The organism is Streptomyces sp. NPDC006339, assembly GCF_040612775.1.
Classification (GTDB): domain Bacteria; phylum Actinomycetota; class Actinomycetes; order Streptomycetales; family Streptomycetaceae; genus Streptomyces.
Window position 1 is genome coordinate 96,341 of record NZ_JBEXQW010000028.1, and the last position, 11,326, is coordinate 107,666.

The following is an 11,326-nucleotide window of genomic DNA, read 5'->3' on the forward strand; positions in this document are numbered from 1 at the left end:
CGCCCGGGTCGATGGTTGCTCGGTCAGTTTGGTCGGTGTGGGGGGACGTACTCCACGTTCACCACGCGCGGCACGGACGGCAGGTGCTTCTTCCCTGTCAGCAGGCCGTCGGTGGAGGTATCGCCCATGAGGTAGCGGCGGAAGAAGGCTGTGGTGTAGGCGGTGGTGATCCGGCGTTGAGTGGCCTCGTCCAGTCCGTGGTGTTCTTGGTCCAGGCCGTCCTGGGAGACGCAGTGTCCGGGGCGCCGGCCGGGGACGGCATCGTTCTTCCCGCCGACCTGTCCACTCGACGGGGACCACTGGGTGTTGAAGTAGTTGTGGTTGCCGCCGGTCAGGGTGACCTGGTGCAAGGGAGCCTGGTTCTTACCGCGGTTCCAGTCGACGTACTCACCGGTGTTGACCTGGTCGCAGGTGCCCCACAGTACGGCGAGCGGAACCTTGGTGACAGGCTCGGCGTCCCAGGTGGCGGTGGGGGCGAGGCCCAGTGCGGCCTTCACCGTGACGCCTTTCGGCCAGGCGTCGTGGCGATCGTCGGAGACGTGTTGCATCACTCCGCCACCGCCCATGGAGTGGCCGATGGTGCCGACCCGGCCGAGGTCCACATGGCCCGCGAACCTGGCGCGGCTCTCCCTACCCGTCTGCGTGTCGATCAGCTTGCCCCGCAACGGCCCTTTCCCCTCGGCCAGTTGCCGCCACAGGTCCAGATGCTTGTTGATCAGCGCGGCGCGGGCCTGGTACACCGACGGGGCTTGGCCCGAGCTGGTCGCGTTGATGCCGTTGGCGCTCATGGAGACCACGATGAAGCCTTCCCGGGCGAGGGTCTCGGCCAGGAAGTCGTAACCGGAGCTGCTGGGCAGGGGTGAGACTCCGTCACGGCATGGCCAGGACCACAAGGGGGCACTCGCTTGTTCGACGAGCTTCTGCCGACGGGCCACCTCGTCCTCGTCGCCGGCCTTCTCGGCTTCGGCCAGCGCCTTCCGCGCGGCCTCGAGTTCGGCCTGCGCCGCGCGGTCCGCGCAGGTGTGCCACAGCCCGTGCTGCAGCAAGATCAGGGGATGCCTGCCGCTCGCCATATTCCTGGGGTAGCGGACGACAGCGGCGAGTTCGACCTTGCCCTCGTAGGGAGCGGGTGGCGTGAACGCTTGATCGCCGAGGTCGTACCGCACCTCGCCCACCGCGGGGGTTCCCGGACGGTCCACCTGGCCGGGCCGCCCGTCCGGCGCGGCCTTCCCGGCCGACGCTTGCACGGGCACGACGGCCGCCGCCACGACCGCCGCCACTGCCCCGGCCGTGAGGGCCCCGCGGCCCGCCCTTCCGGAGAAGTGCTGCCTGCGGTGCTTCACTCTCATGGATGTTCTTCCTTTCGGTCGTCCCGGCCGTCGCCTGCGGGCGGGTACCTGGCCGTCCCCGCGCCGGACGGCGGAGACTCGTCATTGCGGTCACCGCGCGTCAGCGACCTGTCAGAAAGATGAAGGGAAACCGTTCGCCGCCAGCCGTCGCTCACAGGGGGCGTGTCCCTCTGCCTCACGGCGTGCTTCTCACGGAGGGGCACAGGACGCGTACAGCGAGGACGACCGCACGGAACGACCTAGGTGGAGTGCACCCGGGACGGCCTGCGCCCTGACCGGTCCCGGTTCGTGGCCCGCCCGCGGACGGATACCGGCGGTACCGTACGCGGCTGGTGCCTCCCCCCAGGGGCTCCGCCGTCCGCGCTCCGGCCTTGTGGGAGCGCTCAACGGCGGTGCCGGGCGCTTTTCCCCCGCCGCCTGACCGCAACAACGCACGCGACCGCCGCCACGAGGAAGGCGCTCGCCGTGCCGATGGCGAGGAGCGGTGAGCGGCCGGGCTCCTCGCTGTCATGGGCCGCTGCCTTGGGTGTCTGCCACTCGGTCACAGGGCGCGTGGCCGGTGACGTGGCCGGCGTGGGCGGGGGAGCGGAGTCGGTGCGGCCGGCCGGGGGCGTGGAGCGGTCGTGGTCGGACGGGGGTGCGGCGCCGGCCTTGCGGAAGGCGTCGTCGACGAAAGCCAGGGCCTGGTCGTGAAGGCGTGCTCCGGCCTCGCCGTCTTCCATCATGTCGACTCCGTGCACGGGGCTGTCGAGGATGTGGAGCCGCTTGTCCTTGGCGCCGGAAGCCCGGTGGAGGGCCCGCACCTCGTCGACGAAGGTCTGGTCGCCCGTGGCCGCGGCGAAGAAGGAGGGCACCGTGACCTTCGCCAGGCCCGGGAGGGGTTTCATCACCGGGAGTTCGCGGGGCGAGGACAGGATGAGCAGGCCGACGAGTTCGGGGATCTCGGGGGCGACGGTCGCCGTCGCGGTGCCGCCCATGGAGGCCCCGCCGGCGAGGATGTGCCGCGCGCCCCGGTCCCTGAGCTGTTGGACGGCGGCCCGGACGTCCCGGTCGAAGTGCAGGTTGGCGGCCCGGCCGCCCTGCTCGGAGGCCCCCTCGTACACATTGCGCTGGTCGTAGACGAGGACCTGGTAACCGGCCGCGGCGAGCTCCTCGGCGAACGCCAGCCAGCTACAGATGTTCCAGCCGTTCTCGTGGGAGAGGACCACGCCCCGCGGCCCGCTGCCCAGGACCAGGCCGGACAGCCGGACGCCGTCAGTGGCCTTGAAGGTGATCGCCTTGCCGTGCAGCCGCTTCGGCACGCAGGAGTTGACGGGTACCGCGTCCCGGAGAGGGCCGCGCTGTACGGCGGTGGAGGCGGCCGCCGTCCATCGCTGCGGGCCGGACTGAACTGCCGCGGCGGCCGCCGCACCGGCCCCGGTGAGCGGACAGACCAGAGCGAGCAGCAGGGCCGGTGCCAGGGTGCGGGCCGCACGGTGCGGCCGTCGGCCCAAAGGAGCGGGAGTCATGACTCCTTCGTAGTCGAGCCGTGTCAGGAAGCTGTCAGGATTCTGCCGGGTTCCTGTCTGGCCGCTCCGCACGAGAGACAAAGCGGGACAAGCGGCATGAACCTCCGATCGGTCGTCCCATACGATCGTCACTATGTGTGCACACATCCTGGTCGCCGAGGACGACCCCAAGCAGGCCGAGCTGGTCACCCGCTACCTCGAGCGACAGGGACACACTGTCCGGGCCGTCCACGACGGCCGTGCCGCGCTCGACCAGGTACGCGAGCGGGAGCCCGACCTCGCCGTCCTCGACTGGATGATGCCCCGGGTGGACGGGCTCGACGTGCTGCGCATCCTGCGTGCCGAGGGCCGCGACATGCCGGTCCTGCTGCTGACCGCTCGCGCCGCCGAGGACGACCTGCTGCTCGGCCTCGACCTGGGCGCCGACGACTACATGACCAAGCCCTACAGCCCCCGGGAGCTCGTCGCCCGCGTCCGTACGCTGCTGCGCCGAACGGCCCGGAGCGAGCCGCAGCCCTCCAGCGGAGACGGTGACCTTCAGGTGGGAACCCTCCGGGTCAGCCCCGAGCGGCACGAGGTGACGGTGGACGGCCGGGACGTCGAGTGCACGCCCGGGGAGTTCCGGCTGCTCGTCGCGATGGCCGCGCGCCCGGGTCAGGTCTTCACCCGCGACCGGCTCCTGGACGAGCTGCACGGCTTCAGCCACTACACGACTCCCCGCGCGGTCGACATGCACATCATGAACCTGCGCCGGAAGACCGAGGCCGATCCCCGCAATCCGCGCCGGTTGGTCACCGTCTACGGCGTCGGCTACAAGCTCGTCCCGGCCGACGTCGCCGAGGGTGCCGGTGGATCCGGGCCCGCTCCACTGACCCCGAAGGGACCCACCGGTGAAGAGGTCGAGGGGCGGGGCGGAGCGACCGTGCCGGGAGTCACGTATGCGAGGTCCTGAATCGTTCGGCAGGCTCCCTCTGCACAAGCGACTCCTGTTCCGTCTGTTCCTGGTCTCCGCTGTGGTCGGAGCGTGCAGTGTCGCGGCCACGGCCTGGCTCGCCGCCCGAACCGCGACGGGGGCGATCGAGCGGGAGCAGGGGCAGATCATCGCCGACGACGCCCGGATCACCGACCAGCTCCTGGCCTACGCGGCCGGCCACAGCACCTGGAGCGGCGTCCATCCCGAGGTGCGCCGCCTGTCCAGAGAGACGGGACGGCACATCGTGCTCACCGCACTGGACCACAGGCCCCTGGCCGACTCAGCGCCCCACACTCCGCCGCCGGCCACACGCTCGGTGACCGTGCTGGACCCGCTCTCCGCCGGCGGCGCCCACGGCTCCGCAGACCGGATCGACCCCCGCGCGGTGGGGCCGTACCGCCTCACCCCGACCGAACGCGCTCTCCTCCATCGCTACGCCCGACGCGAGGCGGCGTGCTTCGCACAGAGCGGGATGAAGTCCGTCATCGACACCGCCCCGAGCGGCCGCCCCACCGTCCGCCACCTCGGCCGCTCCGACGCGCCCGCTCCCGCGCCCCTGTGCGACCGGGTCCTGGAACGGACCATCACCAAGACCGAGCGCACAGCCCTCGACGAGCTCGACTCCCTCGTCGCGCGTTGTCTCAGTGGTACGGGCATCTCCGGCATCCGGGTCGGCATCGACTTCTCCTGGTCCAGGACGGCTAGCGGCTCGTGGACGTCCAACAGCGACGACGACATCACGTCCTGCGTCGCACAGAGCCGCCGCGAACAGCTCAAGAGCCACGTCGCCCCGCCGGCCAACCTGACCCTGGGACCGGCCGGCCCGGCCGGCCGCACCGCCTTCGGCGTCTCGCCCCGGAGCACGACCGAGATCGTCGCTCTGGCGGCCCTCGTGTTCGCCCTCTCCGTGGGTGCCGCCGTCCTCGTGGCGGCCCGGGTCGTCCGGCCCCTGCGCCACCTGACCCATGCGGCCCGACTCATGCGGGACGCCGGCGACACCGCACCTGTTCCCGTGCGGAGCAAGGACGAGGTCGGCCGGCTCACCGCCGCCTTCAACGAACTCGCCGAACACCGGGCGCGGCTTGAGAGCGAACGCAAGGCCATGATCAGCGACATCGCCCACGAGCTGCGGACCCCGCTCAGCAACATCCGCGGCTGGCTGGAGGCGGCCCAGGACGGCGTCGCCACAGTGGACGCCGAGTACATCGACTCCCTCCACAACGAAGCCGTCCTTCTCCAGCACGTCATCGACGACCTCCGCGATCTCGCCGCCTTGGACGACGGCCGCCTGGTCCTGCACCCCGAGCCGACCCCCGTACGCCTCCTCCTCGACCAGGTCGCGGCAGGCCATCAGGCCCGTGCGAAAGCCGCGCGGATCACGCTCGTCATCGACGCGGACGACGACCTGTGGCTCGACGCAGACCCCGTACGGCTGCGGCAGATCGTCGGCAACCTGGTGTCCAACGCGATCCGGCACACCCCTGCGGGCGGCACGGTCACGCTGAGCGGAAGCTCCGACGGCAGCGACGAGGAAGCTACCGGCGGCCGCGAAAGCATCCGTATCGAGGTCCGTGACACCGGCTCCGGTATCGCCGAGGAGGACCTGCCCCACGTCTTCGACCGCTTCTGGCGCGCGGACAAATCCCGTTCCCGTCAGTACGGCGGCAGCGGGCTCGGCCTTTCCATCGTGCGCAAACTCACCGAGGCGCACGGAGGGATGGTGAACGTGAGCAGCGAACCGGGGCAGGGGGCCGTGTTCGAGCTACGGCTGCCGGGAATGTACGACGGTTTCCGGGCTTGTCCCTAAGTGTCCGAGCCGGGCTTCGAGCGCACCCTCTCCTGGCCTGTGTCAGGAGATGGGACGATCGCTCAGCTCGAGTGAGGGGTGCCGAGATAGGGGAAGTCGGGGAGCAGGTCGGTGTGGGGGCCGATGTGGTCGGTGGGGACCTTGCCGGCGGTCAGCATGGTGAGGCGGGCGGAAGTGACGTCGTCGGTGAGGGTGCGGCCGTTGGGGTAGGCGGCGGGCTTGCTGCGGTCGTAGCGCAGGATGTCCGGTAGCACGGTCCGCAGGGCCTGCTCGGCCGATTGGCGGTCGTAGCCGCCGAAGTGTTCCAGCACGGCGGCCCACGGTTCGCTGTAGGTGGTCCAGTCGTCGGCGGGCTCGCCGGCGTTGTAGGCGTCCTTGACGTCCTCCGCGTTGAAGTACGCGGTCAGGGAGGGGTGGGCACCGCGGTCGACGGACTTCAGCTGTCCGTCCTGGCGTAGGCTCACCCGTCCCCATACTCCGATCGCCGGGTCGGTGCCGAGCTCGGTGTTCGGCATCTCCAGGACGATGCCGAAGACGTTCTTGTCGGCTCCCCAGTCCACTCCGGTCCATTGGAACTTGGCGACGATGCCGTCGAGGTCGGCGAAGAAGGGGTCGCTGCGGAGCCCGGCATAAAGCTTGTACGGTCCATTCTCCGCCGTCGTAGGTCCGCCTGTTTCCGCACCGAGGTCGACCGGCACGTCCGTGAAGATCTGCTGCCCGGCGGCCTCGTGGGACCGGGCCTGGTCACCGGTGGCCCGGTGGACGGTGACGGTCTGCCGACCGTTCTCGGGCGGGGAGAAGACGAAGCTGAACGCGATGTCGGCCTGGTGGTCGCCGTCGGTGTCGACGTTGATGCGGTAGACGGCGTCCGGGTGGAACTCCCGGCCGCCGGTCGGGGCGATCGGGTTGACGTTCAGGATCAGTACGGTCCGGTCACCGGGCACGGTGAAGGCGAACAGGTCCGTCATGTCCAGCCGGGCGTCGTCCAGAGGGGAGCGGAGATTGGGACCGCTGAGGTGGTGAGACATGCCACCAGCATCAGCGGTACAGGCTCTCCCACGACCTGCGGTGAAGGCCTCGCTACCCCGAGTCCACCCTTATGCCGTACGACTCCTGAGGACCGACGCGCACTCGACCTGCTCGCGGCTCAGCCGCGAGTACAACATCGAGATCGAGCATTACCACATCGACCACCCCACCCTGTCCTCCTCTGCCCCTGCCCGACTCGTCCGGCACACCAGAGGGGCGGTCACCTGGACGGGCGGCCGCCCCTACGCCGGGCGGCGGTGAGACAGCGTGGGACCTCGACGCGCAGGCTCGCACGGACCTGATCCGGCAAACCCCGGCCAAGCACACCGGCGCAGACAAGCCCAGCGCCACCCTGAGCAAACCGGCCGCCGCTACTGCGCCGTTACGACACCCTCTACCCGAAGGCGGTCACCGCGTGGGACTACCGCCAGGCAGTGCCCGTCGTCGTCACCGCCCTGGAGCAGCTCCAAGAGCACGGCGCCGGTGCGGCGGTGTGGCGGCGCCTGGGACGGACCGGGGAGCAGACGCTGACGGACGCGCTCGACAATCCCGACGGCGAGGACCTCTACCGCCGCCAGTGCGCGCGCGCCGAAGCGGAGGATGAGCGGCGCCGTGCCGCTGAGCGGGAGGCGCGGCGGCCGGTGTGCAGGCGGTGTGGGCGGAAGTTCACCGACGAGCGCTGGGAGGAGGTCACCGTGCACCGGACCGCCGTGCGTGCCGGGGACACGTCCGTGTGCGGCCCTTGCCGCGCCGACGACGTCGCCCGCGAGGAAGCCGCCCGCCTCGAGGCCGCCGCGCCCCCGGAGCCGCAGGACGGCCCCGAGCCGGACCGGGGCCGCGGCTGGTTTCGCCGGCGGTCCTGATCGCGTGCCCGCTGTGCGGTCGGCAGCCGCCAGGCCGCACAGTGGGACCGATCCTGAAGTCACCGCGCCACCGGGCGGGACGGATGGGACCATGTCAGCTCGCTGGCAAGCGGGGGGCGTCGGCAGGGGAGAGGTCGGGGCGCGCTCGGTGCCAGCGTGCGGCGTGCCGCTGGGGGCTGGAGGCGACGCGGGCGGCGTCGACGCCGACTTCCACCACGAGCTCGGGCTCCACCAGCGTGACGTGAGGAACTCCAGCTGCTACCCAGCGACACGTCAACGACATAATGACAGCGCGTGATCGCTCAAGTTCAATCAGTAACATTGCGGTGTCAGGGCTGTCCCCCGAAACAAAGGCACCACTCCATGCGCATTGCACCCCGCGTCGCCCTCGTCACCTCTGTCGCGCTCCTCGGTCTAGCCTCTGCCACAGGCCCGGCGTCCCCCTCCCCGGTCACCCTCGGAGAGAACCAGGACTACATCACGCAGGCAGCAGCGCAGGATGTGAAGCTTGAGAATGCCGCCCGTGCCGGCGTCGTTCTCGATGAAGAGACCGGTGGAGGTGTGAACGCGGGCGTAGGGGCCTACCACCGGAAGGGTGGGCGGGACGGGGTGTGGGAGGTGCTGCCCGCAGCTGACTCGGTGCTGTTGAGGAAGTGGTCCGGGGGCGAGGAGCTGTGTGCCGCCGCGTGGCCCAACGAGATGATGGCCGACGTCTCCATGCAGCCATGCGGCGCCATCGGCGCGAAGTGGTGGGACGAGATCGCGGTGGGTTCAAACCGGTACGTCTACCGGAGTGCCGAGAAGGGGACGTGTATGGCGGCTACGCGGGAGAACGCGGCCGTGGAACTCGTCGAATGCGCCTTTGAAGACCCGGCGCAGCAGTGGGTCAAGCGGCCACGGTGACGCGCGAAGTCCTCATACCCGGCGGCGCCGGGGTAGCTCTGCAGGAATTCATCTTGTTCCCCTTCACAAGGCCCCGGGTGTCCGCACCTGAGGCCTTGCGTATGTCCCCTCGTCGTGCGCAAGATCCGCTCATGCTCAGAGGATTGATCAAGGGAGACAACGCCTTCGTCCCGACGGCGGCACTGCGCGTCGCCGTCCGGAACGGCGTCGACGTCGCGGCGCTGCTCGTGACGGAACAGGGCAGGGTCCGGGGGGATGCCGACATCGTGTTCGACGGCGCTCCGGCGCACCCCTCCGGCGCGGTACGGCTGTCCGCCGGCGAGGACGGCACGGTGTGGCTGGAGACAGGCCTCACTGCGGTAGAGGAGGAGATCACCCGCGTCCTCGTCGTCGCGTCGACGGAGGAGGGCGCGCTGCGGGACGTGCGCGGGCTGTCCGTGGAGGTCTTCGGGCCGGACGGCGCGACGGTCGTGGGGTACGAGGTGACCGACGCGGGCGGCGAGACGGCGATGGTCCTCGCGGAGCTGTACCGCCGGTCCGGCGGCTGGAAGTTCCGCGCGGTCGGTCAGGGGTACGTGGACGGGCTGACGGGCCTTGCGGTGGACCACGGGGTGGACGTGGACGAGGATCCACAGGAGGTTCTGGAACGGATCCCGACGCCCGCCACCCCGCCCGCCCCGGCCGAGGCCCCGGCTCAGGGCCTGCGCCTCACCCGGGACCAGATCCTGGACATGACCCCGGAGCAGATCCGGGCCCTGGCCCTGGCCCAGAAGCAGGCCAGAGCCGAGGCACCGGACCAGGCGCCCCTGACGGCGTCCTCCCCGCCCGCGCCGAAGCCCGACCCGTCGGCCTGGACGTGCGGGCCCGTCTTCAAGCCGCGCACCGTCACCGGCCGGGACAACGACGTGATCACCGTGAAGGATCTCCCGCATGGCCCCGTCATGGTCGAACTGACCCTGAAGGGCGACGGTTACACGGGTCTGTGGCCCCTCGACGAATCCAACGCCAAGGGGCGTTATCTCGTCAGCACCACGGAGAAGGACTTCCGGGGACGGGTGATCACCTCCGTCCCCGAGCACGGACGGCTGCGCCTGCGGCTGGAGGCGAGCGGCTCCTGGCAGGTACGGATCCTGCCGCTGGCGGAGGCCCGACGCCTGTCGAAGGACCGGCTGGAGAGCTGGGGCCCCGACGTCCTGCTGCACACCGGAGGTACGGCCGACGTCACCTTCCACTACAAGGGCGACAGCAATTTCATCGGCCACGTCTACAGGCTGGCGGGGCACACGGACCCCACCACGCTTCCGAAGCCCGGAGGGTCCGTTGTCAGCGAGATCGGCGCGCGCAGGGAGACCTTGCCACTGCCCGAGGGGCCGCTCCTCGTCTATCTGTCCGCGGCGGACGGCCCCTGGGACGCGCGTCTGAAGGACGTGCAGCCCCACAGCAGCGGCCAGGACGCCGACGGCCCGGCGAAGCTGCCCGCGCCCCGCGGGGCACTGGGCTGGCTGCGCCGAGCGAGGCGCTGAGCGGCGCTGATCGGACAGGCCCTACGGGGGCAGCGCCCGGACGCTGCCCCCTTGCATGCAGCATCATGCCCATTCCATGCCGAGCCCCCGCAGCGCGGCGCGCTGTTCCTGGGTGAGTTTGTCGCGGCGGGTTTTGGTGTTCGAGACCCATACGCCGAGCTTGACGGCCACCGGTTCCGTCTCGCCGTCAACCGCGATCTCCTCAGCGTGGCTACGGGGTACCGGCCGGTGAGCACCTTCCCGCTCTACCCACTGGGTGAGGGCCGCGAGACCACGTTGGAACGCTTGCTGCGCCTTGCTCGGGCCCTTCGTCGCACCCTTGGCCGCCGGGGCGGGAGAGGGCGCCTCAACGGGCTTGATGCCCAGCCTGGTCAGCCGTTCCTGCTGCTCGGTGGACAGTAGCTTCCAGGTGCCTGGCTTCTGCTGTTGTTGGAGCCATCGTCCGATGTCGTCGCCCTCGAACAGCACCCCAGGAGCGATGGCCGGCAGCACGCCGTCGGCGTCGACCAGGTCCGCGAGGACGCGGTAGTGGCGTTGCCAGTCGAGTGGCCAGGGGCAGTTCCAGTCCGGGTCGATCTCCGCCAGCTGCTCCGCGCGTGCGGCGGCCCGCTTCGGGTCTTTGCCGAGGCCGTCTTTGCGCCGGAGGTTGGCCAGGTGCTGCCCGACGGGCACCATCGCCTCGCCCTCGCCCCATACGGCGTCCTGCCGGGGTGCGAGGTGTCCGGTGGCCCGGTGGTAGGCGCGGAGTGCGGCGAGTTTGGTCTCCCATGCTTCGTCGCCGGGCTCCCACACCATCCCGGCCTCGTCGAGGAGCTCTTTGCGGTGGGGGTCGAGTTCACCGGCCCGCAGTGCTTTTCGCTGTTGGTGCACCCATCGCCCAAGCGGAAACGCCTTCGTCGTCCCGACCTCGGTCGCGACGTCATAGGCAACGGCGTACAACCCGGTGATCTTGTTCTCGGTACGCCACCGGACCAGGGCCTGGTAGCCCTCGAGCCAGACGAGGGACTGGGGCCGGATGACGCGGCAGCGGGTGAGGGCGGCGATGTCGGCGGCGTCGCGGGGGGAGGCGAAGTTGACCACGACCGCAGTGACCCGGTCGACCTCCTGCTGCGCCTGGCTGGTCTCCTCGGGCATGTCCCCGTTCTCCGGGCCGGCCGCGCCGGTGGGCCGGACGTGGATACGCCGGCGTTCGGTACCGCGGGTCAGGGCGCGGGAGGCGAGCTGGTCCACCATGCGTTCCGAGTGCGAGCGCAGAGCTTGGAGGACGTCGACCAGGTGCGATCTCTCGGGTTGGTGTCGGTGGTGGTGAGAGTCGGTCGCGCTGGTCCGGGGATGGGTGTTGCGGGGCTGGTCAGTGGGTGTTCACGGGTG

Annotated in this window: 8 protein-coding genes and 1 pseudogene; 5 read left to right on the plus strand and 4 right to left on the minus strand. The window is 70.5% G+C overall.

What is annotated here, in order from left to right; all coding sequences use genetic code 11:
• Positions 1 to 23: 23 nt before the first annotated feature.
• Both ABZ135_RS23170 and ABZ135_RS23175 read right to left on the minus strand, forming a co-directional pair.
• Positions 24 to 1,349 carry an alpha/beta hydrolase gene (locus ABZ135_RS23170; protein ID WP_356698128.1) on the minus strand — a complete coding sequence of 442 codons (1,326 nt, stop codon included), beginning with the start codon at positions 1,347 to 1,349 and terminating at the stop codon, positions 24 to 26.
• Positions 1,350 to 1,732: 383 nt separating this feature from the next.
• Entirely contained in the window at positions 1,733 to 2,857 is a 1,125-nt protein-coding gene (locus ABZ135_RS23175) for an alpha/beta hydrolase (protein WP_356698129.1), read from the minus strand.
• A 133-nt stretch (positions 2,858 to 2,990) separates the two neighbouring features.
• Between ABZ135_RS23175 and ABZ135_RS23180 the strand changes: the two genes are divergently transcribed.
• Together ABZ135_RS23180 and ABZ135_RS23185 are read left to right on the plus strand one after the other, a co-directional pair.
• Positions 2,991 to 3,809: a response regulator transcription factor gene (locus ABZ135_RS23180; RefSeq protein ID WP_356698130.1), complete on the plus strand. Its 819-nt coding sequence runs from the start codon at positions 2,991 to 2,993 to the stop codon at positions 3,807 to 3,809.
• Positions 3,796 to 5,637: a HAMP domain-containing sensor histidine kinase gene (locus ABZ135_RS23185; protein WP_356698131.1), complete on the plus strand. Its 1,842-nt coding sequence runs from the start codon at positions 3,796 to 3,798 to the stop codon at positions 5,635 to 5,637. The genes ABZ135_RS23180 and ABZ135_RS23185 overlap by 14 nt, the downstream gene beginning before the upstream one ends.
• A 62-nt stretch (positions 5,638 to 5,699) precedes the next feature.
• On the opposite strand, the gene ABZ135_RS23190 is transcribed toward ABZ135_RS23185, so the two are convergent.
• A complete protein-coding gene (locus ABZ135_RS23190) occupies positions 5,700 to 6,665 on the minus strand; it encodes a DUF4331 family protein (RefSeq protein WP_356698132.1) in 966 nt (321 codons plus the stop codon).
• A 435-nt stretch (positions 6,666 to 7,100) separates the two neighbouring features.
• Between ABZ135_RS23190 and ABZ135_RS23195 the strand changes: the two genes are divergently transcribed.
• The 3 genes from ABZ135_RS23195 (at position 7,101) to ABZ135_RS23205 (ending at position 9,955) form a co-directional block, all read left to right on the plus strand.
• On the plus strand, positions 7,101 to 7,529 hold the full coding sequence (locus ABZ135_RS23195; RefSeq protein WP_356698133.1) for a hypothetical protein: 429 nt from the start codon (positions 7,101 to 7,103) through the stop codon (positions 7,527 to 7,529).
• A 363-nt stretch (positions 7,530 to 7,892) separates the two neighbouring features.
• Positions 7,893 to 8,432 (plus strand): hypothetical protein, encoded by a 540-nt coding sequence (locus ABZ135_RS23200; protein ID WP_356698134.1) that lies wholly within the window; start codon positions 7,893 to 7,895, stop codon positions 8,430 to 8,432.
• Between the two features lie 131 nt (positions 8,433 to 8,563).
• Positions 8,564 to 9,955, plus strand: a complete 1,392-nt coding sequence (locus ABZ135_RS23205) for a TerD family protein (RefSeq protein WP_356698135.1) — start codon at positions 8,564 to 8,566, stop codon at positions 9,953 to 9,955.
• Positions 9,956 to 10,018: 63 nt separating this feature from the next.
• Here ABZ135_RS23205 and ABZ135_RS23210 read toward each other — a convergent pair.
• A pseudogene (locus ABZ135_RS23210) lies at positions 10,019 to 11,230 on the minus strand (helicase associated domain-containing protein); the annotation flags it as partial.
• Positions 11,231 to 11,326: the final 96 nt, after the last annotated feature.